Annotated in this window: 21 protein-coding genes; 15 read left to right on the forward strand and 6 right to left on the reverse strand. The window is 38.6% G+C overall.

Annotated features, from left to right (window positions below):
* Positions 1–128: 128 nt before the first annotated feature.
* Positions 129–944, forward strand: coding sequence for a PhzF family phenazine biosynthesis protein (locus MKL35_RS04915; RefSeq protein WP_032010297.1), 816 nt, complete (start codon positions 129–131; stop codon positions 942–944).
* Between the two features lie 122 nt (positions 945–1,066).
* Positions 1,067–3,829, forward strand: a complete 2,763-nt coding sequence (locus tag MKL35_RS04920) for a M16 family metallopeptidase (protein WP_032010295.1) — start codon at positions 1,067–1,069, stop codon at positions 3,827–3,829.
* A gap of 59 nt (positions 3,830–3,888) precedes the next feature.
* Here the strand turns inward: MKL35_RS04920 and MKL35_RS04925 are convergent, their stop codons facing one another.
* Positions 3,889–4,278, reverse strand: a complete 390-nt coding sequence (locus MKL35_RS04925) for a DUF3144 domain-containing protein (protein WP_002052603.1) — start codon at positions 4,276–4,278, stop codon at positions 3,889–3,891.
* Positions 4,279–4,381: 103 nt separating this feature from the next.
* On the opposite strand from MKL35_RS04925, the gene MKL35_RS04930 reads away from it, so the two are divergent.
* Positions 4,382–5,014 carry a hypothetical protein gene (locus MKL35_RS04930; RefSeq protein WP_017394321.1) on the forward strand — a complete coding sequence of 211 codons (633 nt, stop codon included), beginning with the start codon at positions 4,382–4,384 and terminating at the stop codon, positions 5,012–5,014.
* Between the two features lie 35 nt (positions 5,015–5,049).
* On the opposite strand, the gene MKL35_RS04935 is transcribed toward MKL35_RS04930, so the two are convergent.
* Entirely contained in the window at positions 5,050–6,513 is a 1,464-nt protein-coding gene (locus MKL35_RS04935; protein WP_032010294.1) for a CYTH and CHAD domain-containing protein, read from the reverse strand.
* 165 nt (positions 6,514–6,678) lie between these two features.
* Between MKL35_RS04935 and MKL35_RS04940 the strand changes: the two genes are divergently transcribed.
* From MKL35_RS04940 to rapA, 6 genes are all read left to right on the forward strand, one after another.
* Positions 6,679–7,062 carry a DUF962 domain-containing protein gene (locus MKL35_RS04940; protein WP_017398143.1) on the forward strand — a complete coding sequence of 128 codons (384 nt, stop codon included), beginning with the start codon at positions 6,679–6,681 and terminating at the stop codon, positions 7,060–7,062.
* A gap of 114 nt (positions 7,063–7,176) precedes the next feature.
* The gene (gene thiE, locus MKL35_RS04945) at positions 7,177–7,788 is read left to right on the forward strand and encodes a thiamine phosphate synthase (protein WP_004707626.1); all 612 of its coding nucleotides are present in this window, start codon (positions 7,177–7,179) and stop codon (positions 7,786–7,788) included.
* Between the two features lie 41 nt (positions 7,789–7,829).
* Complete coding sequence (gene hemL, locus MKL35_RS04950; protein WP_002052888.1) at positions 7,830–9,128, forward strand: glutamate-1-semialdehyde 2,1-aminomutase; 1,299 nt, start codon at positions 7,830–7,832, stop codon at positions 9,126–9,128.
* Between the two features lie 62 nt (positions 9,129–9,190).
* A complete protein-coding gene (locus MKL35_RS04955; RefSeq protein WP_032010292.1) occupies positions 9,191–9,895 on the forward strand; it encodes an isochorismatase in 705 nt (234 codons plus the stop codon).
* A 132-nt stretch (positions 9,896–10,027) separates the two neighbouring features.
* Positions 10,028–10,666, forward strand: a complete 639-nt coding sequence (locus MKL35_RS04960) for an RluA family pseudouridine synthase (protein ID WP_004700090.1) — start codon at positions 10,028–10,030, stop codon at positions 10,664–10,666.
* A gap of 144 nt (positions 10,667–10,810) precedes the next feature.
* A complete protein-coding gene (gene rapA, locus MKL35_RS04965; protein ID WP_031981770.1) occupies positions 10,811–13,648 on the forward strand; it encodes an RNA polymerase-associated protein RapA in 2,838 nt (945 codons plus the stop codon).
* 55 nt (positions 13,649–13,703) lie between these two features.
* Here the strand turns inward: rapA and MKL35_RS04970 are convergent, their stop codons facing one another.
* A complete protein-coding gene (locus tag MKL35_RS04970; protein WP_002052593.1) occupies positions 13,704–14,720 on the reverse strand; it encodes an AI-2E family transporter in 1,017 nt (338 codons plus the stop codon).
* 168 nt (positions 14,721–14,888) lie between these two features.
* A complete protein-coding gene (fabR, locus tag MKL35_RS04975) occupies positions 14,889–15,584 on the reverse strand; it encodes an HTH-type transcriptional repressor FabR (RefSeq protein WP_004707630.1) in 696 nt (231 codons plus the stop codon).
* Positions 15,585–15,724: 140 nt separating this feature from the next.
* On the opposite strand from fabR, the gene MKL35_RS04980 reads away from it, so the two are divergent.
* Together MKL35_RS04980 and MKL35_RS04985 are read left to right on the forward strand one after the other, a co-directional pair.
* Positions 15,725–16,795, forward strand: a complete 1,071-nt coding sequence (locus tag MKL35_RS04980; protein ID WP_016804265.1) for a ferredoxin reductase — start codon at positions 15,725–15,727, stop codon at positions 16,793–16,795.
* Positions 16,796–16,807: 12 nt separating this feature from the next.
* Positions 16,808–17,902: a fatty acid desaturase family protein gene (locus tag MKL35_RS04985; protein WP_032010290.1), complete on the forward strand. Its 1,095-nt coding sequence runs from the start codon at positions 16,808–16,810 to the stop codon at positions 17,900–17,902.
* A gap of 32 nt (positions 17,903–17,934) precedes the next feature.
* Here MKL35_RS04985 and MKL35_RS04990 read toward each other — a convergent pair whose 3' ends face one another.
* Complete coding sequence (locus MKL35_RS04990) at positions 17,935–18,399, reverse strand: hotdog fold domain-containing protein (RefSeq protein ID WP_032010289.1); 465 nt, start codon at positions 18,397–18,399, stop codon at positions 17,935–17,937.
* A 119-nt stretch (positions 18,400–18,518) separates the two neighbouring features.
* Between MKL35_RS04990 and MKL35_RS04995 the strand changes: the two genes are divergently transcribed.
* Positions 18,519–19,151: a TetR/AcrR family transcriptional regulator gene (locus MKL35_RS04995; RefSeq protein ID WP_017394314.1), complete on the forward strand. Its 633-nt coding sequence runs from the start codon at positions 18,519–18,521 to the stop codon at positions 19,149–19,151.
* A 54-nt stretch (positions 19,152–19,205) separates the two neighbouring features.
* Here the strand turns inward: MKL35_RS04995 and MKL35_RS05000 are convergent, their stop codons facing one another.
* On the reverse strand, positions 19,206–19,910 hold the full coding sequence (locus MKL35_RS05000) for an SIMPL domain-containing protein (protein ID WP_002052708.1): 705 nt from the start codon (positions 19,908–19,910) through the stop codon (positions 19,206–19,208).
* Positions 19,911–20,377: 467 nt separating this feature from the next.
* Here MKL35_RS05000 and MKL35_RS05005 point away from each other — a divergent pair, with 467 nt between their 5' ends.
* From MKL35_RS05005 to MKL35_RS05015, 3 genes are all read left to right on the forward strand, one after another.
* A complete protein-coding gene (locus MKL35_RS05005; protein ID WP_000117540.1) occupies positions 20,378–21,751 on the forward strand; it encodes a diaminobutyrate--2-oxoglutarate transaminase in 1,374 nt (457 codons plus the stop codon).
* A gap of 2 nt (positions 21,752–21,753) precedes the next feature.
* On the forward strand, positions 21,754–23,286 hold the full coding sequence (locus tag MKL35_RS05010; RefSeq protein ID WP_004707641.1) for a pyridoxal phosphate-dependent decarboxylase family protein: 1,533 nt from the start codon (positions 21,754–21,756) through the stop codon (positions 23,284–23,286).
* A 285-nt stretch (positions 23,287–23,571) separates the two neighbouring features.
* Complete coding sequence (locus tag MKL35_RS05015; protein WP_017394313.1) at positions 23,572–25,002, forward strand: aldehyde dehydrogenase family protein; 1,431 nt, start codon at positions 23,572–23,574, stop codon at positions 25,000–25,002.

The raw sequence follows: 25,002 nt of genomic DNA on the forward strand, positions 1-25,002 counted from the left end.
TCCAGTCGGGATGAGCCGTTTTTTTATATGTGTAAATTGCTACTGTGATGTTAATTTTAAAAAAACTGTATCTGTTTTTCTTTTAAATAATTTTTAAAAATGAGTCTATTAAGTAAGAGAGCACTAACATGAAAATGTATCAAGTCGATGCTTTTACCAAAGAGTTATTTCGTGGAAACCCTGCTGCTGTAGTAGTTGAAAAAGAGTGGCTAGATGCAGATTTAATGCAAAAGATAGCGCTTGAAAATAACTTATCCGAAACTGCTTTTGTAAAAATTATAGACTCTGAAAATTATGAAATCCGTTGGTTTACTCCAACAGTTGAAGTCGATTTTTGTGGACATGCGACTCTTGCCAGTGCGTTCGTATTATTTAAAGATTTTACCGAGAAAAAGACTCTTAATTTTCATGTACGAAACTTAGGCCTATTTGTCGTTCATCAAGATGAAGACGGCAAAATCAGAATGAACTTTCCCATACGTAAGGCTCATCAAGTTGAAGATTATCCGGCTGTTTTACGTCAAGCATTAACAAAACCGTTTAAAGCGGTTTATCAAAATGTTCAAGCCTACATTGTTGAATATGAATCAGTTCAAGATGTATTGGATGAGAAGCCTGACATGAACTTGCTTAAAGCCTTAGGTAAGCGGACTGCGATTACCGCCAGTGGTCTTGATGTAGCAATAACGTCAAGAGCAGATCAACACTATGATTGCGTATCGCGTTATTTTGCTCCTGTCGCAGGTATAGAAGAAGATCCTGTTACAGGTTCAATTCATACCGCAATAGCACCGCTATGGGCAGAGAAACTCGCTAAAAATAATATTACTGCTTATCAGGCTTCTAACCGTGGAGGCGTTTTGTATTGTAATGTGCTGAACCAGGAGCGTATTGAAATTTCAGGCTATGGCAAACTTTATATGCAAGCAGAAATTTTTCCTTAAAATATAAGGCCGTTTAAATAAACGGCTTTTTTTTCAAATCTTTACTATTAATGTCAGCTTAAATTTCCTACTATAGTCCCACAACTATTGATTTTTTATTATTCAAATTAATTGGTATTTATATGTTTATGCAGTTTAAACAACTGACTCTCTCCCTATGTATTCTTGGTTTAAGTGCTGCGTCTTTTGCACAAACAACATTAGTAAAAAGTAAGCAAAATATTGAGGAATATAAATTAGATAATGGTTTTCGGGTCGTACTTGCCCCGAATGACAAAGAAAATAAAATCTTTATTAATACCATTTATTTAACAGGTTCTTTAAATGATCCGCAAGGTAAAGGTGGCTTAGCACATTTACTTGAGCATTTGGCCTTTAAAGGCACGCAAAATGTAAAAGGTGAAGAATTCCAACGCCGTTTAGATCAATATACATTAATGACGAACGCGAGCACGGATTACTATTCAACTAAATACACGAATATTGTCCGTCCAGAAAAAACTGCACTTGATCAAGTACTGTATCTTGAATCTGAGCGTATGGACAAATTGGTTTTACAAGAAAAATTTGTTCCTTCTGAAATTGAAATCGTAAAGCGTGAACGTGAAGTCCGTATGGATCAGCCTTTTGCTGTTTTAATGGATCAAATGTGGAAATCGGCTTATGGAAACCAGTATTTAGGACGATTACCGATTGGTGATTTGCCAGAGCTTAAGTCAATTAAAATGCCGGAATTGAACCAGTTCTACCGTAGTTGGTACGCACCTAATAATGCGGTCATGGTGATTTCAGGCAAGTTTGATAAAACTGATGTTTTAAAAACGATAGATCAATATTTTAGTCCAATTCCTGCGCGAGCTGTGCCTAAGCGTGTTCAGGTGCCTGTGTTAGATTCTACAAAAATAAAGAATCGTGAATTTGTGGTGAAAAAGGGCAGTGATTTAGCCAAATTTCATATTTATATGAATGGAAAAAACGTCAAAATTCAGCCGACACTGGCTTTAGCGCCTATGTTATATACCATGCAGCCAAGCGGTCATTTGTACCAGAATATGGTTGAAACAGGCATTAGCACAGACGTTCAGGCATCAACTTGGTTAGACCAAGATTTTAATGTTGTATTTTTAGGGGCGGTCTACTCACCTAAAAACGACCCCAACAAAGTAGAAAGCGCTTTGCTCTCTGGAATTGAAAAAGGTAAACCTTTTACAGAGACTGAGCTAAAACGTGTAAAAAGTTTAATGAAAACACAAAGCGAGTTAGTCAATAAAGACGCCGTTGCTTTGGGTTCTCGTTTAAGTGATTACAGCGTAGCTGGTGGGCAGTGGGATCAATATTTCAAAGATTTAGATGCAGTTGAGAAAGTGAAGCTCAATGAAGTCAATCAAACCTTAAAACAGTTCCTTATTGCTGGGCATCGTATTGATGGCGATATTTTGCCAACACCTGAAGATCAAAAGAAAGCATTACAACTCGACCCAAAAGATAAACCTAAAACTTTAGATCAGACAGATGTTAAACCAGAACCTTTAAAAGACCCGAAAGTTTATCAAGAAGAAGTTAACGAGTTTTTAAAAACTTCTAAGCAATATGCTGAGAGTAATGAGAAAAAGATTATTCGTGGAAAACTTAAAAATGGAATGAAGTATGCTTTGTTCCCTGTGGAAACCCGTGATGATCGTACCTATGCCACCATTACTATGGATTTCGGTACAGAAAAATCTTTATTTAATAAAGGCACGGTAGTTGATTTAACTTCGTATTTATTACTTCGCGGTTCTGATAAATATAGCTTGCAAGATATTGCCGATAAATCGATTGATGCTGGTGGCGCGGCTTATGCGAGTGCTGACGGCAATGGCATGACCATTAATATTCAATCTAAAACTGAAAAGTTTGATGAATTCTTCAAGTTTGTTCTAGAGGTTATGAAAAACCCTAAATTTGAACAATCTCAATTTGATTTAATTAAATCTCAAAGCTTATCTAGTCTTGATCGTCCTTATACAGAACCTGATGTAGTTGCAGGTTTAACGTTGTCACGTTTAGTTGAAGAATATCAGCCAGGTGATTTACGCTACCACTTTGAACCTGAGTTAGCTAAAAAACAATTAAAGGATGTGACCCAAGAACAAGTCAAAGAGTTATATCAGCATTTCTTTGCAATGAACCATGCCCAAATTGCAATTACCGGCGCATTTGATGCTAAAAAAATGAAAAAACTATTAAATCAGGAGTTTGGTAGTTGGAACAGTAAACAACCATATGAAAAAATCTTAATTCAACACGTCGATTTTCCTGCTCAGCAAGTACATGCTTTATCTGAACAACGTGAGTTTGGTAGTTATCAAAGCGTACTTGCGATACCGGTTGGAAAAAATCATCCGGATGCATCTGCCTTAATTTTAATGAATTATATTTTAGGTGATTCTCAAATTTCTTCGCGTTTGGCTCAAGAGCTTCGTGAAAAAAATGCATTAGTTTATGGTTTTGGAACAGGACTGCAACTTGATCAGGACACCAATGTGGGTGCATTAAGTATTAGTGCAAACTATACGGCTGGGCGTTCGGCACAAGTTTCTGCTTCAGTTCATAAGGTATTAAATGACTTATTAACCAATGGTATTACCGAGCAAGAGCTTGCAGCAGCTAAAGCAGATCTCATGAAAAAACGTGTTACTGCATTAGAGGATGAACGTAATATTCACGGTATGTTAAATATTGAGCTTGAGTCAGGTAAAACATTACTGGATCGTGTTAAGCATGATCAAGATTTAACAAAGCTAACTGTTGCTGATGTAAATGCAGTCATTAAAAAATATATTAAACTTTCCAATCTCGTTGAAGTGATGGCTGACCAATATGGTCAACCGCAAAAGCAATAAATGACTTGCCAAATAAAAAGCCACATGAAGTGGCTTTTTATTTGGGTATTTAAAATTTATTAATGATCATGGTCATGCTTGTGAGTATGAAAATCTTCATTCTTACGGAAACGTAAATAGTTTTCGAACTGTTCACAGTACTCATCAAAGTTATCTTCAAGCATCATTTGAAATTGTTGAAGCAGATAAGACATCACTTGCTCTTTTGCATCACGCATTTCATTGCCATCTTTAAAATTATTGGCAGCGACCCATGTATTAAAACGGGCAGTTGCAAATAACATCGCAGCACTCACTTGACCGCGAAGCTCAGCTGGATCAGGTTTTTGGCCTTTAGGCGGGCGACAAAAATCATTCGCTTGTTTAATGAATTCATCCGCACGCTCAAAGAAAACAGCATTTAACGCTTCTTCTTCAGTAATATCTGTTGCATTAATCTTTTGAGACATGACTTATTCCCGCAAAAATAGAGCTGCTTATTATAGGCAAAGCCTTGCGGAAACAAAACCTTTGCCTTAGTCTGTAAATAGCCTAAGTATTGGGAGTTATAATATGCAAGATGCAATTGCCGTTCAAAGTCTAAAAACAGACATTGCTTTATTACGTCAGCATGTTTTTCCGCCTCAATATTTGGAGCATGTCGAAGGGCTGCCAATTTATTATGGTTTGCAAGAAGAAGTCTTAGCCTATTACCAACAATGGAAAGATTTAATAGAAAGGGCACAAGAGCTTTTTCAACCTTTTATGGAAGATGAATTACCAGATGCAATACACTTACCAAGCCATCTAAATTTACCTTTATTCTTTTTTCATGTGGACCGTATTCGGATTAATAAAACACGCGCAAAAGAATCGAAAACTTTCCGTGGTGTGGCGAGTCTTATTGAAAAATGTGGGCAGTTTGAAACAGATCAGATATTTACCATGCAAGAATGGTTGCAGAGTGACGACACAGCAGCGTTAGTTGCACACCGTGAATTTATCGATTTAAGAACTTATGTATTCCAGCATGGTCAAAGTGAATATACGCGTTCACGTTTTTATACCAATGGTATTGTGTTGGGTGTTGAGCCTCACTTTAAACTTGTTGACGCTCGTGATAAGCCAAGAAAACAGCGTAGTGATAGCTATAGCGACCCATTAGCAGATAATGGTGTATGGAAAGTATTTGGTAAATACCGCTAAAAAGTCGCGACATATTTGCCGCGACTTTAAAATTCTTACCAAAATATTTTTGCCTGTTTAAATTTTTGCAAAGCTTCGGCAGACTGATTTTGTAAATAAGGCTGTTTGGCCTTAATCCATCCTAATGCAAACCAAAAATGCGGGTCATGTTCAGTTGCTTTATTAAATAGATCTTCGGCAATAAACAAGTCGTTATAAAGGCCTAAAGTATTTTGCACAGGTTGTAATTTTTTTAAAAACTGCTGAACATTTTTACGTGGATATAAGCTTGATATAAATTCGATACAGTAACGTAATTGCTTCGCTTTTTTACGTATTTTGTGCTGTTCAGTGACTTCAAGTTCTGTGAAATGATCGGCATGACTTATGACTTGGTGATGTAACTTGTCTAAGCTTTTTTCTATCTGTTTTTTCAATTTTCCTTTAGCGTTTTGGTTATCTTCTTCTGAATAAGCAAATGCCAGTAATGCGAGCACGAGCTTAACGGTTTCTGCAGATTTAAACAGTGTGGTTAGGTCTTTTAATGGCTGCTCAGAAATAGGTAGCAAAAGTTCAGGTGAACCATGCTGCACAATCATCGGTAAAATTTCAGTACGAATGGCATCTTCGTCTCGCGTGTCTCCAAGCTTGCGGAAAAGTTCGGCAATTTGCTCTTCCCATACAGGGTTTAACTCGTCTGACCATGTTGCAAAATGGTGAAGTGCGCTGCGTAAACGGCGTAAGCTCACGCGTGCTTGATGAATGTGTTCAGCGTCGGCAACACCATCAGCAATTGCAGCCATATTCGGCAAGAACTGTCCCAAACAGTTTTCTACAATTTTTTTGAGCGCCTGTTCTGCTGAAACGTCTTTATCTAAGTTCAGATTTTTTGCGTGAACAGCCGGTGAAGCAGCTTGCCCCAATGCAAGTAAATTACCTCGCTCGGCTTTACTTCTAACATCGAGCCAAAGTTCATAACGATTAATCCATTGCTGAGCAAATTGAATAAGTGTTTTAACTGCACCTTGTTTAAGTTCGAACTCAACTTCGCAAATTTTGCTTTGTGCTGTTGCTGTTTTTACGACGCCGTCATCGAGACAGACTTCAATTGCCGTGTCATCTGCTTCAAAAACATGATAGGTACGTTGTACATCAGTCTCAAACTGTAAGCTTAGTTTTTCGACTTCAGAGCCTAAAGCTTGAGTAATCAAATCTGTGACGGCTTTATTGTCTTTATATAACTCAAGGTTTAAGTCAGGTTCTTGATCGCATTTTCCTAAAAAAACTTCTTCTTCGACACGATGTAAATGACTTTGGCCAGCGGCTTTAAAGGTTTGTACCCACAGATCATTTTCTTTACGTAAACGTAGAGCCATGCCATTTTTTGCGAGTAGGCGATTTGGTGTATCGTAATACTTGGCCTGTAAATGAATATGCTGCGCTTTATGCTTTTTTAAATACTGCTGAACAGTTTTTTTCTTCGATTCAGGTAACTGAAACTTAAGCTCAACTTCAACCATAATGGATCTCCCTGAATCAGGTATTTAAACTATCTTGAATAAGTATAATAGCTTAGCGCTAAAAATAATGTTTTTGATAGAGAAAGTTACAATCAAACATATGACGCTACACTTTTATTTAGGTGTACAATCAGGTGATGTTTTGATCAAATAAAAATCAGGAAGATGATCGTGAATGCACCAGTAAACTTTAGCCATGAAACTCAGCCAGAGTTTGAGTTACCGATTAAAAACTATCAGGAATTTTATCGTTTTTACTTAACCGAACACCGTAACATTATGAGCAGACGCTTACATGTGGTGGGAAGTAGCATTGGTCTATACTTTTTTTCAAAAGCGATTCGTAAGAAACAAGCTAAATATGTGCTCTATGGTTTGGTAGCGGGTTACGCAAATGCATGGGTTGGACATTTTGTGTTTGAAAAAAATAAGCCTGCCAGCTTTAAACAGCCACTTTATAGCTTTATTTCTGATTGGCGAATGCTTTCGGATGTTGCAACGGGTCGATTAAGTTTGATTGATCGTAAGCATGATAAAATTCCAAGTTAATTTATTTATTTTTTTAAATATACCGATTGGTACTGGTAAGCCTATATCAATCGGTACTTATGATGACTTATAAATCCGTTATACTAGCGAAGTTTTCAAAAGCGAGAGTAGAGTATGCGCGGTTTATATCTCATTACCAATGATGACCCAATCGAATTATTATTAGAAAAACTAGACGCTGCACTCGCAACCCATCAAATCGCAATTTTACAGTACCGCCGTAAAAAAGTAGACAAAGCCGATCAGCCTGCTGAAGTTGAACAGATTAAAGGTTTATGTGAAAAATATCAGGTTCCTTTTGTCATTAATGATGATTTAAAACTGGCTGCAAAGTTTGGTTTAGGTGTGCATTTAGGACAAAGTGACGGTGAAATTACCGATGCAAAATCACAGTTACCAGAAAGCGTCATTATTGGCCGTACTTGCCTAAACTCATTAGAACTTGCCCAAAAAGCAATTGCTGATGGCGCAACTTATGTTGCCTTTGGCGCTGTGTATGCAACTGCGACTAAACCGGAAGCAGGTAATGTAGGTATAGAAGTGATTAGGCAAGCAGCAGCTCAGTATGATTTACCTATTTGTGCAATTGGTGGTTTAACAGTTGAAAACTCAAAACCCGTGATTGAGGCTGGAGCTGACCTCTGCGCAGTCATTAGTGATATATTAGGTCGATCAACTGCTGAAATTCCTGCCCGTGTACAAGCGTGGGCACAATTATTTTCTTAAGCTTTCAAAATTATTTTTAGATATTTAAGACGAGCATTTCCATGAGTTTATCTCCAAAGCAAGAACAGTTATTTAAACAAGCCAGCAAACACATTCCAGGTGGTGTGAACTCTCCGGTACGTGCCTTTAATGGCGTTGGAGGAACACCGGTTTTCATCGAGAAAGCCAAAGGTGCGTATTTATGGGATGTAGATGGCAAGCGCTATGTAGATTATGTTGGCTCTTGGGGACCAATGATTTTGGGCCATGCTCATCCAGATATTATTAAAGCTGTACAAACAGCAGCAGAAGATGGTTTAAGTTTTGGTGCACCAACCGTACATGAAACAACGCTGGCAGATATTATTTGTGAAATCATGCCATCTATTGAATTGGTACGTATGACCAACTCTGGTACAGAAGCAACTATGACTGCTATTCGTTTAGCACGTGGTTATACTGGCCGTGACAAGATCGTGAAGTTTGAAGGTTGTTACCACGGACACTCTGACTCTTTATTAGTAAAAGCAGGTTCTGGTTTATTAACTAAAGGTGAGGGTGAACCAACATCGAAAGGTGTACCAGCTGATTTCGCTAAACACACTTTAACACTACCATATAACGATATTGCAGCATTAAAAGAATGCTTTGCAAAATTTGGTCATGAAATTGCGGGTGTTATTATTGAACCTGTCGCAGGTAACATGAATATGGTGAAACCAATTGATGGTTTCTTACAAGCGATTCGTGATGTGTGTGATGAATATAAATCTGTATTCATTATTGATGAAGTAATGACAGGTTTCCGCGTTGCATTAGGCGGTGCTCAGTCAGTTTACAACGTTAAACCTGACTTAACGACTTTGGGTAAAATTATTGGTGCGGGCTTACCTGTAGGTGCATTTGGTGGTAAGCGAGAAATCATGGAATGCATCGCACCTTTAGGTGGTGTATACCAAGCGGGAACTTTATCTGGTAACCCACTTGCTATGCGCGCAGGTATTGAAATGTTCAAACATTTACGTCAACCGGATTTTTACAGCAAATTATCGGCTCAACTTGAAAAGTTACTTGCAGGCTTACAAGCAGCAGCAGATGAAGCAGGTATTCCATTTAAAACTCAGCAAGCGGGCGCAATGTTTGGCCTTTACTTTACTGACCAAGAAGATATTACAAGCTTTGACTCTATGTTGGCATGTGATATTGAAGCTTTCAAAAAGTTCTTCCATGGCATGTTAAAGCGCGGTGTAAACTTGGCACCGTCGGCATTTGAAGCAGGCTTTATTTCATCTGCTCATTCAGATGAAGATATCGAATATACGATTCAGGCTGCAAAAGAAACCTTCGCCGAAATGAAGTAAGCAAAAAAGCCCGTTTTAAACGGGCTTTTTAATTTGAGTTATTTTTATATTTGTAGAGAACCATGTTTTACCCCTTACCTCGAAAAATCCAGTTAGCCGCAAGTACTTCAAATTGGCCTATTGAATCTACGCATGGCATTTTGCTCATGGTTGGGTTAAATGAACTTGAAAATGCATCTGAATGGTCACACCAACCATTAGCCGATCATTTAGAAATGCTAAGCAAAAGAGCACAGGCACTCGAAATTCCAGTTATGATGATTCAGTCATCTCAACTTCAACAGGCCATGTTACAGCTTGGGCAACAGTTGTCATCAAACACTCAAGCACAAGTGATAATGGCGGGAAATTTATCACCGCTATTTAAGCAAGTCATGCAGCTTGTTTTATCCATTACAGATTATGTAGCTGTTGTAAATGATGCGATTTTGGCGAGTAGTTTAGACCAGCATGTACAGTGGATTGAAAAAATCAGTTTTGACTCCATTCAACATATAAACACACAGACTTTAATGCGGTTATGGTCTTTAAGTGCACCGTCGTCACAGGTGTTATCCGAGAAAGGAATTTTATTGGCAGTTGCTGAACAGGTTGGGCGGCATCCAATGGAAATTCATCCAGAAATAGATTTAAGAAACTACGGTTTAGACACTGCTGGAGTCAATTATCTGTTGGAATTATGGTGCGCGAACGGTGCGAGTCTAAGTGCTGAAGAGCTGATGCAAACACCTACGTTGCAACATATTATGCAGTTATTGAAGCACTAATCGGCTTTAGCCATAAACTGAATCATAATATTTGCAAATTCTGTTGTTAATTTACCCGAACGGCATTGTAATTCGGACGTAAGCTTTTTATTATTGCCCGCTTGTTTTTCATCTTACCTTGGGAATACAACTTTGAGTGATTTTCTAAGTGAACATCTGATCTATCGTGATGATGATTTTATGGTGATTCATAAACCTTCGGACATTTTGAGTGTGCCAGGGAAAGGTGATTTACATGACAGCGTTTTGACAAGACTGGTGGCAATTGAACCACGAACTTTGCTCATTCACCGCCTTGACCGTGATACCTCGGGTATTTTGGTTTTTGGGTTATCTAAGCGTGGACAAAGTGCGATTGCACGCCAATTTCAAGACCGTCAAACTTCGAAAATATATGAAGCGTTAGTCGCAGGCCATCTAGACGGCGAAGGAACTGTTGATATCCCTGTCGTCTATGACCCGAGTCGACCACCTTTACATATTGTCGACGCTTCTCATAATAAACCTGCTTTAACACATTGGCAGGCGATCGAACATTTCCAGATTCAGGGACAACCGGTTACGCGTGTCAAATTAACACCGATTACCGGACGTTCTCATCAACTCCGTGTACACATGCAATATCTGGGACATCCGATTGTAGGTGATACATTGTATGCAACACCGGAACAATTACTTGTTCCTCGTCTGTGCTTGCATGCCAAACAGTTAAGTTTTAATCATCCTGTCACAGGGGAATCATTAACTTTTAACTGTCCTGTACCGTTTTAATGTAAAAACTTTCAATGAGTAATTTTTGTAGCGAAATAATTTAATTGGTTTCTGCTGCAAAATTTTGCTTTAAAGACTACATAAAAAGATGCAAAAATAAGCTAATTTGCATCGTACAATATGTAGTGCGAACTTGAGAAAAAGGTGGAAAAATTGCAGCAGTATGCTATTGGTCAACGTTGGCTATCAGATACAGAGACTGAGCTCGGTTTAGGCGTTCTTATTGATGTAGATGAAAGATCTGTCAGCATTTTATTCCCCAAGAGTGATGAAACGCGTGTCTATGCACGTAATAACGCACCGCTATCTCGCATCATCTTTAACACAAACGATGAAGTTCAAGATCAAGAAGGCCAAAAGTGGATTGTTGAGTCGGTTGAAGACCGCCATGGCGTTTTGCGTTACAACGTAGTTCGTACCTTAGAAAATGGCGAACAAGAACGTAAAGCGCTCAATGAAACTCGTATCGGTGCACAAATTCAATTATCAAAACCTTTAGATCGTTTGCTAGCAAGCCAGATCGATTATAAAGAGTGGTATGACTTACGCATTGAAGCCATGCTAATGCAAGCGCAAATGCAAACCAGTCCATTACGCGGCTTGGTTGGTGCACGCGTTGGTTTAATCCCACATCAACTCTATATTGCACATGAAGTCGGTAAACGTTTTGCACCACGTGTTTTACTTGCTGATGAAGTAGGTTTAGGTAAAACAATTGAAGCTGGTTTGATTATCCATCAACAGCTTAAAACTGGTCGTTCAGAACGTATCCTCATCTTAGTCCCTGATTCGCTGCAATATCAGTGGATGATTGAAATGCGTCGCCGTTTCAACTTGCAATTTTCTCTGTTCGATTTAACCCGTACTGCGTCTATTAAAGAACATGATCCAGAGCTTAACCCGTTCTTAACTGAGCAATGTATTATTGCCAGCGTCGACTTGATGGTGGACCATGACGATTTACGTGAGCAAGCACTAGAAGCTGGTTTCGATTTACTCGTTGTCGATGAAGCGCATCATTTAATGTGGAGCGAAGAAGAAGGCGGTAATGATCGTTACGACTTAGTTGAAGAGCTTGCCGAAAATACGGCTGGTGTATTACTTCTTACAGCAACACCTGAACAGCTTGGTGTAGAAAGTCACTTTGCACGCTTACGTTTGTTAGATCCGCAGCGCTTTAGCAGTTTAGAGCGTTTCTTGGATGAAGAAGCGCAATATCAGCAAACTGCTCAAGTTGCAGAAGTATTGATGTCAGATGAACCTTTAACTCAAGAGCATTTAACTGCTTTAGAAGGTTTATTGGGTCATTCAATTGAAGATCAGCCTGAACAACGTTTCAGAGCGATTCATGAGTTGTTAGACCGTCATGGTACAGGTCGTATTTTATTCCGTAATACGCGTGAAGCGATTCAAGGTTTCCCAGGCCGTGATTGCCAACCAGCACCTTTGCCAGCGCCAGAAGATTGGTCAAAAGACGGTAAACTACGTGAGCAAATGTGGCCAGAAGAAGCACAAATTGATGGATCATGGATGCAAAATGACCCACGTGTGCCATGGTTAATGGAAATTCTACGTAAAGAACTTAAACATAAAAAAGTTCTTTTAATTGCACGTAGTGGTCCTGTAGTTGAATCTTTAGAAAGCGCACTTCGTTTGCATGCAGGTATTCGTACTGCAATGTTCCATGAAGGCATGAGTTTACTTGAGCGTGACCAAGCAGCTGCTTACTTTGCAGAAGAAAGCTATGGTGCTCAAATTTTACTGTGTTCTGAAATTGGTTCAGAAGGTCGTAACTTCCAGTTTGCGAGTGATCTCATTTTATTTGATTTGCCTGCAAACCCAGATGTTTTAGAACAACGTATTGGTCGTTTAGACCGTATTGGTCAAGAAAACCGTATTCAAATTCATGTACCTTACTTAATGGGTACTGCTCAAGAGCGCATGTTCCGTTGGTACAATGAAGCATTAAATATTTTTAGCAATATTTCTCCAACAGCTCAAACGTTGCAAGAAAACTTTATTGTTGAATTAAAAGACTGCTTACTTTCAGATCAAGGCCAAACATTTGAAGACTTACTCGAAGAAGTCAATGTTCAACGTCAAGCTTTAGAAACAGAGCTACAAGCTGGTCGAGATCGCTTGCTTGAATACAACTCATGTCGTCCTATCGTTGCACAAGAAATTGTTCAAGCCTTAGAAGACTACGATGACAACACAACATTACCTATGTTTGTGAAGCGTTTTATGTCTTCAACCAATATCGATTTTGATGAGCAAAGTAACGGTACTGTTATTATTCGTCCGACAGACCAGATGCAAGTTCAAGGTTTGGCACTAGACGAAGAGGGCATGACTGCGACGTTCTATCGTGATCAAGCACAAATGCGTGAAGACGCTCAATATCTGACTTTAGAGCATCCGTTCATTGAAAGTGTAATGGAAATGATCCGTACACAATCCTTCGGTAGTACTAATGTTGCTGTTCTTAAGTCAAATGCATTAAAGCAAGGTTCTGTATTACTTGAAGTCTGGTTTAAAGTTGATGTAGTTGCACCAAAATCTTTGAACTTGCCATCAAGCTTACCGAAACAGCTCATTCGCGTGTTGTTAAGTGAAAATGGTCAGGACTTATCTGAAAAGATTGATCCAACCATTTTAAAACCATATTTGCACCATTTAGATGGCAATAGCTGCCGCCAAGTGGTTAAAGCTCGCCGTGAAGTAATTGAAGAGCGTTATAGACAAGCACTTGATATTGCTAAAGTAGGCTTGCCACAGTTACAACAGCAGGCAAAAGAGCATTATGGTAGTAAATGGCAATACGAGATTGACCGCTTAACTTATTTAAAACAGTTCAACCCAAGTATTCGTCAAGACGAAATTGAGCGCTTACAGAAGTTGCAAAAAGAAGGCTTGAGTTTACTCGATGGCTTAACCGTAACTCCGGAAGCGATTCAAGTACTTGTGGTGGTTAAACCATAAGTAAGCAATCATAAAAAAGCGCCGTTACGGCGCTTTTTTATTGAGTAAAATTTAATTAAATCATTCTGGCATCTTTTAATTCTAGTTTTAAATACGCATAAAAGATTGGTGCTGCAATCAATCCACCTAAACCAAAAATTGACTCAAAAATTAACATTGCCAATAAAATTTCCCATGCATTGGCATTAATTTTATGTCCAATAATTTTCGCATTAATAAAATATTCTAACTTATGTACTAATACGAGATAGAGCAGAGCAACGCCTGCTAGACCGAGTGAAACCGTCAATGCAGCAATAAAAGTGAGCGTATTTGAAATTAAGTTGCCTAAAATTGGAATGAGACCAAACAAAAAAGTAAGAATGGTTAAGGTTTTGGCGAAAGGGAGGTGAACACCCCAAATCGGCAATATTACAAATGCAAATAATATAAAGAGCAGCGTATTAATTGCTGAAATTTTAATTTGAGCAAAAACGACGTTTCTAAAAGAAATTGATAACTTTTGAATACGTTGAATGAGTAAAGACTTAAATATAGGCTGTGGTGTTCGACGGTGAAAGCCATGAATAGCCACCAAAATACCAATAATAAGGCCCATAATCATCGTTACGAAGTTATGTAAGATATCGGAACTGGCATTTTTTAATGTCGTCACGTTATCTTTCATAAACGCAAAAATTTCATCTTTTAGTTCTGTAACGCTGTCTGGAATATAACCTGGAAGATATTTGCCAATTTCGGTTTGTAAGTGTAATAGCGTTTGATCGACTTTATTGTTGATATTATGGATACCTACACCTTTTAAGTCATAAACCACAAAGCTAATTAAACTTGTAATGAAAAAGGCGATGAGTGAAACCGTGATAATACTGAGTAAAATACTAATAAAAATGCGGGCTCTTTGACCATCAATATAACGTTCAACAATAGAGCTTAAACTAATAATAATTTCATAAATGAGAAAGCCAGCAAAAAAGCTTGCTAAGAGATGCAAGGGGATAACCGAAAGCAAAAAAATGCCCATCAGAATATAACTTGCAATCAGGCTTTGACGATTACTCAAACTTTGCATGTGAATCCCTAAATATCGTGGGGAAATATGGGTATGTATTGCTAGAATAATAATTACTTATACTCTTGCATGTTGGTTGCTTCAATCTACGAATTATATTTTTATCAAGAAACTGGTATATCTGTATAAAAAATGGCTTGTAAAATCACAAACCATTTTATGTTGAATTTATCGTATTTTTGCTTCGTCTAGATGACGGGCACCTTCTAAAATCATTCTTATCATAATCATGGTTTGTTCTGCGACTTCTGCACGTTGATGAACCGGAAGATCAATCACCTTAGCACCCATATGAAATACAAGTTGCGTAATTGCTTTTGCAACGAGTTCTGGATGGTATAGATGGTTGTTGTTTAATCGCTCTAGACGGATTAAATCTTCTTGTAGTTCTTGCTGGAAGAAGTTGAGCTGGCGGTCTACAGCAGCTTTATAAGATGCAGAACCTGTAAAACCTTCGCGTAACAATAAACTTAAATTACCTTCATCTGCATCAAGCTGCTGAAGAAAAATTTCTACCGAACTACGAATAATGCTGTCTTGAAAAGATGCCCGTAGACGAGCTTGACGAATAATCTTACGTAAAACGATACCAGCACGGTCAATGAGTGAAATGGCTAATTCATCAATATCTTTAAAGTGGCGATAAAAGCTGTTTGGTGCGATACCAGCTTCTCTCGCAACTTCACGTAAGCTGAGTGAGGCGATACTTTTTTGTGGACCAATCAGGTTAAGTGCAGCCTGAAAAAGTTCCTCTTTAGTAATCGTCGCTTTTCTTCCAACAGAACGCGTTACTGTTTTTATTTCAATGACATCTTGTGAAGAGCTTGTGTCATTTTGGCTCTGAGAAAGTGAGGTTTGGGTCATGCTTTTCAATATATTCTTAAACTCTCTGGATTATAGCGTTAGACAGGGAACTTGTGAAATTGTAATTAAAAGTACGGGTGTATATACAAATATATATACATGTGTATAATAATTAAAAAAGAGCGACAGAGCCCTCAGTTATGCAAGCAATCGAAAAGAGAAATTCTCTATTCAATTCATTAACACAAGCCGTATTTGATAAAGATATGGCGAGTTTCTGGCTACAAAAAATAAATCCCTTATGGTCTGTACAGCACGGACTAGTTCAAATTGTAAAAAAAGAATTCGTAGCTCATGACACTGTGAGCCTTACTTTAAAATGCAACCGTTTGGTCAAAATGGGAGCAGCAGGTCAGCATCATCCAGTGATTGTTGAAATTGCGGGCCGCCGTTATGAACGTACTTATAGCTTGACACAAATTGATGCAGAGCACTTACGTTTAACCGTTAAAAAAGTTGCTGATGGTGTTGTTAGTAATTGGTTCATTGCTGAAAGTAAGATTGGTGATATTTTTGAGCTTGGTCAACCTTATGGTGATATGCAACAAAATATCCAGACACCAAAATTAATTATGTTAGCTGCTGGTAGTGGTATTACACCAATGTTGAGCTTAATCACAGCAATTAAGCAAAGCCAGCAATTAGAAAAAGTGCAGGTTCAGCTTTTATATTGGGTAAAACAGCGTTCTGATGCTGCTTTTACAGAGTATTTCGAGCAAGTGGCTGAACAAAACCCAAATTTCAGCTATCAGGTGTTTTACACACAAGAAACACCAAATGATGAGCGCTTAAATGCCGAACATCTTGCTTTGGTTGATGATATTGAAAACAGCACGGTCTACGCATGTGGTCCATCTGGCTTTGTTTCAACTGTCGAAGAGCTTTTTGAAAAAGCACCAGCCGTGCTTACTGAAGCGTTTAGTTTAAGCAATGCAAGTTCTGCAGATGATGTCGGTTATGTGAATGTCACATTAACTCAGTCTAATAAAGTGATTGCAATTCCTAAGGGACAATCGATTTTGGTGAGCCTTGAGCATGAAGGTGTTAAGCCAACACACGGTTGCCGTATGGGAATTTGTAATAAATGTGTTTGTAGTAAAACGCAAGGTTCTACACGTAACCTACTAAACGGTAGTCAAAATACAGAACCAAGCCAGTTACTTAAAATTTGTGTGAACTCAGCACAATCCGATCTAGTTATTGATCTTTAAGAGAGACCTCTTATGAATATGCCAGTGAAAGTCGAATATTTTAAAAATCCTAAAAATCGCGATTTGACTCCAGCAGAACTTGAAGCATTTGCAAAAGAGCTTGATCAGATCAAACAAGAAGTATTGGATGATTTGGGTGAAAAAGACGCAAAATATATCCGTCGTGTTTATGCTGCCGTTCGCTATAGCAGTCTTTTAGGACGAGCATGCTTATTTGCAGGTTGGTTCCCACCAGCATGGATTTTGGGTACAGGTCTATTAGGTTTCTCTAAAATTATGGAGAACATGGAACTTGGTCATAATGTTATGCATGGTCAATATGACTGGATGAATGATCCAAAATTTAATGGCCAAACTTATGAGTGGGACACGGTAGGTACATCTGATAACTGGCGCCAAACTCATAACTATAAACATCATACTTATACCAATATTAAAGGTGTTGATGATGATATTGGTTATGGCTTACTCCGTTTATTCCCTGAGCAACGTTGGAAACCAGGGTTTTTACTGCAACCGATTTATAGTATTCCATTTTGCTTATTGTTCCAGTGGGGCGTAGCAATTCAGAATCTTGAAATTGGGCGTGTGCTTTATAAACGTAAGACCAAGGCACAATTTTTAGAAGAGTTAAAACCAGTGAATAAAAAAATTGGTAAGCAACTTTTTAAAGACTATGTTTTCTTCCCTCTCATTGCAGGGCCAGCAGCTTTACCAGTATTTACGGGTAACTTAGTCGCTAATGGTCTTCGTAATATCTGGACATTCAGTATTATTTTCTGTGGTCACTTCACAAAAGATGCAGAAGTATTTCCAAAATCTGTTTTACAAGAAGAAAGCCGTGGACACTGGTATATGCGCCAAATTCGTGGTTCTTCTAACTTAACAGGTTCAGAAGCATTTCATATTTTGTCTGGTCACTTAAGTCATCAAATCGAACATCACTTATTCCCAGATATTCCTGCTCGTCGTTATCGTCAAATGGCTCCAAAAGTTGAAGCAGTTTGTAAAAAATATGGTTTGAACTATAACAATGCCAGCTTTGTTAAACAGTTCGGTCAAGTGGTCGGGCGTATTGCAAAATATGCTTTCCCATTTAAAAAATAATATGAAAAAGCCCTGAGAGTTCAGGGCTTTTTTTATTTCTTTCTAGAAATCCACATCGTAATAGTGGCATGGAATACCTTGTCTTTGTGAGTGTCGTAAACATCTACATTAACTAAATATTCTCCAGCCTTTTCCCAGTCATAATTCGCGTGTACAGGCGCCGCTACAGCAATAAGGTCTGTTTCTGCCTTTTTTAAATATTCAACAGTCATGCCTTTTGGAATCCAGCGATGAGTAGAAGGGACAGTAACTTCTGTCATAGTTCCACCTGCGAGCTCTGCCATATTACACATGGCAATTGCATGTACTGTTCCAATATGGTTAAGCACAGAACGCTTCTTTTTGATGGAAATTTCACAATAATTTGGCTTTAGCTCAATAAAAAGAGGAGAAATACTGCCGAAATAGGGTGCTTTTAGGCACAGCATACGAGAGAAAGTCCACTTTCCTTTAGGGAAAGCAGTGACTTTATTCCAGAGTTCTAATGTTGTTGCCATAATTAATTTTCCTTTAATTTGAAAATACAGAATATTATTCTGTTAAAGAATATAGTTCTGTTTACAAATATGCGTCAAGTCATTCAAAATAACTCCGATGACTGGTCAGAGAATACAAAATGGTGTCTGCTCAAAATTTATTAGAACGTTTGTATCCCGGAAGAAGGGCTGCGTTAAAACGACAAATATTGTTAGATGCTTTAGATTGTTTTTTAGAGCATGGCATTGAAGCGACCAGCATTGAAATGATTCGTGCCAAATCAGAAACGAGTGTTGGAGCGGTTTACCACCATTTTAAAAATAAAGAAGGAGTAGTCGCGGCTTTATTTTTTTCAGCTTTAGATGATCAGACAGCACTAAGAGATGAATATTTAAAACAGGCCAAAACATTACAAGAGGTGGTATTTGGTTTAATTCATAGTTATGTAGACTGGGTAAGTGAACAACCCGAATTTGCAAAATTCTTAATTACTGCTCATTTCAATATTATGCAAGGGGAAGAACAGCAACAACTTGCTCAAAAAAATAAAAGTAGAAACAAAAAGATATTCAGCTTGATTGCAGATTTTGAAGAATTTAAAGCTTTCCATATGATTCCACATGAACTTTTGCTGTCACTGGTCATTGGTTCTACAGAAAGTTATTGTCGTGCGTGGTTATCACAACGTGTAAAGTCTGACCCTAAAATCTATAAAGACTTGTTAGCCAAAGCAGCATGGAGTTCATTGCAAGATTTATGTTTAGAACAATAATGTGGAGTATAAAAAAACCGCATTAAGAATGCGGTTTTTTAGTTTGAAAAATAATTATTTAAACTGGATTGAACCATTTGCATTTACGGTAATTTTAGACTCACCAGCAGCCATATCTTGAGCTGGGGCTGCAGCTTCGGCCAGCGCAAATTTAGCCATACTTGCACGCATTACAGGCTGAGGAAAATAGTTATTCGTGTTTAGGTTTAGATTAACTAACGTGTATTGGCTCTTATTCCAAGCTTGAGTCAACATTTGAGCACGTTGCTGGAAGCTTTTAGATGCTTCAACCATTAACTCATTTTCAACTTTTTTACGTTGCTCATCTGAAACACTAAAATTAATGGATTGAGTTTGAAAGCTTTGTTGTAACTCATTAATTAATTGGCTTGCTGCTTTAAAATCTTTACTTTCTAAACGGATTTCTGCACGGCCACGCCATTCTTTTAATTTGTTACTGTCATTGTCATAAATTGGATAAGTGCTTTGAGCACCGGTTTCCACTTTTACCTGTGGATATTTGCGTGAAGTCGCCAGTGCTTGATTCATTAACTGGTTAATTTGATTTGAAAGTTCAGCAGGCTGCTTGTTACTTTTTTCAATATATAACGTTGCATGCATTTCATCGTTAGATACCTGACGAGAAGCTTCAGCTTGAACATTTACAATATTGTAGTGAAGTGCATTATCATCTTGGGCAAAAACCATAGGGCTGAGTACCGTACCAAGGAGAAGAGTAGATATTGCTAAAGTACGCATAAATTTATCCTTTAAAAATTAATATAAATTTAATTTTTTTTCATTAAGAAATGTTAAACATAAGTTATGCATAACTTTTGCAGATTTTGTGGGGTATTTGTAATATTTAAATCACGTTTTTTAATTTTTGGTGCAGACAAAAGCTTTGAAAAATAAAAACTTAAAAATAAAGTATTTCAATGTAACTTAAAAAATCAAACTAATATAAAAAAAGAATATTTTCTTTAGGCTGTCACATAGTATGATGATAATTCATCGTAACTATTGGGATAATACATTTTTTCAATAAGATTAGATGAGTAAAGTACACAAAAGACGTTTTTTTTCTTGCAAAATTAGGTATCATCGCGCTCCTAGTTACAAGATATAAAATATGTGTCTTCGCTAGTTCTATAAAGCACCGAGTCAAAGGACCAAAAGTCACCAGACTTATTTCTTTCTACCCTTATCAGAGATGGTAATCCGATATGAGCGTTACTTCTGTCAACCCTGCCACTAATGCTACCAACGAATATTATTTGACTCGCCAAAGTCAAATGGAATCGAATGTTCGTAGCTATCCACGTAAATTACCGTTAGCGATAGCGAAAGCACAAGGTTGCTGGGTTACTGATGTTGAAGGTACACAGTACCTTGATTGTTTAGCTGGGGCAGGTACATTGGCTTTAGGTCATAATCATCCTGCGGTGATTCAAAGTATTCAAGACACATTGGCAAGTGGTTTGCCATTGCATACTTTAGACTTAACCACACCTTTAAAAGATGCGTTTACTGAAGCGTTGTTAGCATATTTACCAGGTGGTAAAGAAGAATATTGCTTACAGTTCTGTGGTCCTTCTGGTGCAGATGCGACTGAGGCAGCAATTAAACTTGCTAAAACTTACACTGGCCGTAGCTCAGTGATCAGTTTCTCTGGTGGTTACCATGGTATGACTCATGGTTCACTTGCAATGACTGGTAACTTAAGTGCGAAAAATGCAGTGAATGGCTTAATGCCAGGCGTACAATTCATGCCATATCCGCATGAATATCGCTGCCCACTTGGTTTAGGTGGTGAAGCTGGTGTTGACGCTTTAACTTACTATTTCGAAAACTTTATTGAAGATGTTGAAAGCGGTGTAACTAAGCCAGCTGCTGTTATTCTTGAAGCAATTCAAGGTGAAGGCGGTGTTGTTACAGCTCCAGTAAAATGGTTGCAAAAAATCCGTGAAGTGACTGAAAAGCACAACATCGTTTTAATTTTAGACGAAGTTCAAGCAGGCTTTGCTCGTTCAGGCAAAATGTTTGCATTTGAACATGCCGGTATTGAACCTGATGTCGTTGTAATGTCTAAAGCAGTAGGTGGTGGTTTACCACTTGCAGTATTAGGTATTAAGCGTAAATTTGATGCTTGGCAGCCTGCTGGTCACACTGGTACTTTCCGTGGTAACCAACTTGCTATGGGTACAGGTCTTGTTGTATTAGAAACGATCAAGGAACAAAACCTTGCTCAAAATGCACAAGAGCGTGGTGAATTCTTACAAGCTGAATTGAAAAAATTAGCTACTGAATTCCCATGTATCGGTAACGTACGTGGCCGCGGTTTAATGATTGGTGTTGAAATCGTTGACGAGCGTAAACCTGCTGACCGTATCGGTTCTCACCCTGCTGACTCTCAGTTAGCGGCTGCGATCCAGACTGCTTGCTTTAACAACAAGTTATTGCTTGAAAAAGGTGGTCGTAACGGTACAGTAATTCGTTTACTTTGCCCACTCATCATTACTCAAGAAGAGTGTGTAGAAGTAATTGCTCGCTTCAAGAAAGCAGTTGCAGAAGCATTGGTTGCAGTGCGAGGCGCGTAAGTATGGTGGATTTTGCAGAACATCGTAAAGCGTTACTCTGCAATGATGCACAATCCATTGCTGACTATGAGTCAGCAATGGGCGAAGCGGTAAAAGCCGTTTCAGCATGGTTGCAAAATGAAAAAATGTACACAGGCGGTAGCATTAAAGAATTGCGTTCAGCAATTTCTTTCCAACCTTCAAAAGAAGGTATGGGTGTACAACAATCTCTTCAACGTATGATTGAGCTTTTCTTAAATAAAAGCTTAAAAGTACACCATCCACACTCATTAGCACATTTACACTGCCCAACCATGGTGATGAGCCAGATCGCGGAAGTGTTAATCAATGCAACTAACCAGTCTATGGACTCATGGGATCAAAGCCCGGCAGGTTCATTAATGGAAGTTCAGCTTATTGATTGGTTGCGTCAAAAAGTAGGTTACGGTTCTGGTCAGGCAGGTGTTTTCACTTCTGGCGGTACTCAATCTAACTTGATGGGTGTATTGCTTGCTCGTGACTGGTGCATTGCGAAAAACTGGAAAGACGAAAATGGTAATCCATGGTCTGTACAGCGTGATGGTATTCCAGCTGAAGCAATGAAAAACGTCAAAGTCATTTGTTCTGAAAATGCGCATTTCTCTGTGCAAAAGAACATGGCAATGATGGGCATGGGCTTCCAGTCAGTTGTAACTGTACCTGTGAATGAAAATGCTCAGATGGATGTTGATGCTCTTGAAAAAACGATGGCGCATCTTCAAGCTGAAGGTAAAGTTGTTGCTTGTGTTGTTGCGACAGCAGGTACAACCGATGCTGGTGCAATTGATCCATTGAAGAAAATTCGTGAAATCACAACGAAATATGGTTCATGGATGCACATCGATGCTGCATGGGGCGGTGCACTGATCTTGTCAAATGACTATCGTGCAATGCTTGATGGTATTGAGTTGTCTGACTCGATCACCCTCGACTTCCATAAGCATTATTTCCAAAGCATTAGCTGTGGTGCGTTCTTGTTAAAAGACGAAGCGAACTATCGTTTCATGCACTACGAAGCTGAGTACTTGAACTCTGCTTATGACGAAGAACATGGTGTACCTAACCTTGTGTCTAAGTCATTACAAACGACTCGTCGTTTTGATGCATTAAAATTGTGGATGACAATTGAATCACTTGGTGAAGACCTATATGGTTCAATGATTGACCATGGTGTAAAACTGACTCGTGAAGTTGCAGATTACATCAAGGCAACTGACGGTTTAGAGCTTTTAGTTGAACCACAATTTGCTTCGGTATTGTTCCGTGTTGTACCAGAAGGTTATCCAGTTGAGTTTATCGATAGCTTAAATCAAAACGTAGCAGACGAATTGTTTGCACGTGGTGAAGCAAATATCGGTGTAACAAAAGTTGGTAATGTACAGTCATTGAAAATGACTACATTAAGCCCTGTTGTAACATTTGAAAATGTTAAAAACCTTTTAGCTCAAGTATTGGCTGAAGCTGACCGCATTAAAGATGCGATTGCTTCTGGTAATTACGTACCACCAATCGACTAATTGAGTTGATACTAAAAAAGCTCGGTTTATTGCCGGGCTTTTTTATTACATATTATTTTTATTAAAAGTGTGCATCGGAAAAGACTAATATGCACAAAATATGCATATTTTCAAAAAACAAAAATAATTATGCATGATTTATGGGGAGCAAATTTCTTATTGTATTGGTAGGTTCCAGATATTTTGGGTTGTATTGATATATCAATATCGCACTTACTTTAAATAATCCCGCTTTAACTGAAAAAAGTAAGTGGCTGTAATTACAATTAAGACAAGGAAGAAGAAATGCAACAAGCGAATATGCTCAATGAATTTAAACTCATTATTGGCGGTCAACGTTGTTCAGGTGAACAAGGTGAACTAGAAATTCTTAACCCTGCTACTGGCTTAACTGCTGCACGTTGTGCAAAAGCATCAGTTGCGCAGGTGAACCAAGCAGTGAGTGCAGCTAAACAGGCATCTAAAGCTTGGCAACAAATCTCGCATGATGAACGTAAATCAATCCTAAATAAAATTGCAGATGGCATTGAAAAGCACGCTGAAATGCTCGCAGAGCTGGTTGTTCTTGAACAAGGTAAACCACTGGCACTTGCGCAAATGGAAGTGCAGGGTGCAATTGGCTGGACGCGTTATGCGGCTTCTATGGATTTACCGGTAGAAGTAATTGAAGACAGTGAAACTAAGCGTATTGAGCGCCATCGCCAACCATTGGGTGTAGTGGCTTCAATTACGCCATGGAACTGGCCACTCATGATTGCAGTTTGGCACATCATGCCTGCATTGCGTGCGGGTAATGTTGTGATTAGCAAACCTTCTGAATACACACCACTATCGACTTTACGTTTATGTGAAATCATTCAGCAAGAAGTTCCGGCTGGTGTAATCTCAATTGTGGTTGGAGCTGGTGAGATTGGCGAAGCATTATCTTCTCATCCAGATGTGCAAAAAGTTGTCTTTACTGGCTCAACTCGAACTGGTCAGCACATTATGGCTGGTGCAGCTCAGCAGCTAAAACACTTAACTTTAGAGCTCGGCGGTAATGATGCTGGTATTGTATTGCCAGATGCAAATATCGATGAAATTGCAGCTAAGATTTTTAATATGGCGTTCTTAAACGCTGGTCAAACATGTGCGGCATTGAAGCGCTTATATGTACATGAAAGCCAATATGAGGCTTTATCTCAAAAGTTAGCTGATATTGCCAACGCTCAAGTGGTGGGAGATGGTATGGCATCTTCTACAACATTTGGTCCAGTACAAAACCAAATGCAATATAACAAGGTGAAAGCTCTTATTGCTGAGGCGATTGAACAAGGTGCAAAAGCACTTTCTGGACAACAACAGTTACCAGAGCAAGGCTACTTTATTGCGCCAACTATTTTGACTGAAGTTTCTGACTCTTGTCGCGTGGTGCAAGAGGAGCAGTTTGGTCCAGTGTTGCCTGTTTTAAAATATACCGATATCAACGATGCAATTGCCCGTGCCAATGACAGTGAGTTTGGCTTAGGCGGTTCAATTTGGTCTTCTGATCTTAAAGCCGCACAGACCTATGCTACGCAGCTTCAATGCGGAACGGTTTGGATTAATACCCATGCAGAAGTGTTGCCTCATGCACCTTTTGGTGGCTGGAAAATGTCTGGCTTAGGCGCTGAATTTGGTTTGGAAGGTTTGCTTGAAAATACGATTGGGCAAACGGTCCATATTAGTAAAATCTAA

This window comes from Acinetobacter sp. AOR41_HL, from assembly GCF_027854645.1.
Lineage (GTDB): Bacteria > Pseudomonadota > Gammaproteobacteria > Pseudomonadales > Moraxellaceae > Acinetobacter > Acinetobacter nosocomialis.

Excerpts from the sequence above, each read along its gene's own strand:
- MKL35_RS04955 (WP_032010292.1), top strand. The coding sequence starts at position 9,191 with ATGTTTTACCCCTTACCTCGAAAAATCCAGTTAGCCGCAAGTACTTCA.
- MKL35_RS04985 (WP_032010290.1), top strand. The coding sequence starts at position 16,808 with ATGAATATGCCAGTGAAAGTCGAATATTTTAAAAATCCTAAAAATCGC.
- MKL35_RS04925 (WP_002052603.1), bottom strand. The coding sequence starts at position 4,278 with ATGTCTCAAAAGATTAATGCAACAGATATTACTGAAGAAGAAGCGTTA.
- thiE (WP_004707626.1), top strand. The coding sequence starts at position 7,177 with ATGCGCGGTTTATATCTCATTACCAATGATGACCCAATCGAATTATTA.
- hemL (WP_002052888.1), top strand. The coding sequence starts at position 7,830 with ATGAGTTTATCTCCAAAGCAAGAACAGTTATTTAAACAAGCCAGCAAA.
- MKL35_RS04980 (WP_016804265.1), top strand. The coding sequence starts at position 15,725 with ATGCAAGCAATCGAAAAGAGAAATTCTCTATTCAATTCATTAACACAA.
- MKL35_RS04920 (WP_032010295.1), top strand. The coding sequence starts at position 1,067 with ATGTTTATGCAGTTTAAACAACTGACTCTCTCCCTATGTATTCTTGGT.
- MKL35_RS05015 (WP_017394313.1), top strand. The coding sequence starts at position 23,572 with ATGCAACAAGCGAATATGCTCAATGAATTTAAACTCATTATTGGCGGT.
- MKL35_RS04995 (WP_017394314.1), top strand. The coding sequence starts at position 18,519 with ATGGTGTCTGCTCAAAATTTATTAGAACGTTTGTATCCCGGAAGAAGG.
- MKL35_RS05005 (WP_000117540.1), top strand. The coding sequence starts at position 20,378 with ATGAGCGTTACTTCTGTCAACCCTGCCACTAATGCTACCAACGAATAT.
- MKL35_RS04970 (WP_002052593.1), bottom strand. The coding sequence starts at position 14,720 with ATGCAAAGTTTGAGTAATCGTCAAAGCCTGATTGCAAGTTATATTCTG.
- MKL35_RS05010 (WP_004707641.1), top strand. The coding sequence starts at position 21,754 with ATGGTGGATTTTGCAGAACATCGTAAAGCGTTACTCTGCAATGATGCA.
- MKL35_RS04940 (WP_017398143.1), top strand. The coding sequence starts at position 6,679 with ATGATCGTGAATGCACCAGTAAACTTTAGCCATGAAACTCAGCCAGAG.
- fabR (WP_004707630.1), bottom strand. The coding sequence starts at position 15,584 with ATGACCCAAACCTCACTTTCTCAGAGCCAAAATGACACAAGCTCTTCA.
- MKL35_RS04990 (WP_032010289.1), bottom strand. The coding sequence starts at position 18,399 with ATGGCAACAACATTAGAACTCTGGAATAAAGTCACTGCTTTCCCTAAA.
- MKL35_RS05000 (WP_002052708.1), bottom strand. The coding sequence starts at position 19,910 with ATGCGTACTTTAGCAATATCTACTCTTCTCCTTGGTACGGTACTCAGC.
- MKL35_RS04935 (WP_032010294.1), bottom strand. The coding sequence starts at position 6,513 with ATGGTTGAAGTTGAGCTTAAGTTTCAGTTACCTGAATCGAAGAAAAAA.
- MKL35_RS04915 (WP_032010297.1), top strand. The coding sequence starts at position 129 with ATGAAAATGTATCAAGTCGATGCTTTTACCAAAGAGTTATTTCGTGGA.
- MKL35_RS04930 (WP_017394321.1), top strand. The coding sequence starts at position 4,382 with ATGCAAGATGCAATTGCCGTTCAAAGTCTAAAAACAGACATTGCTTTA.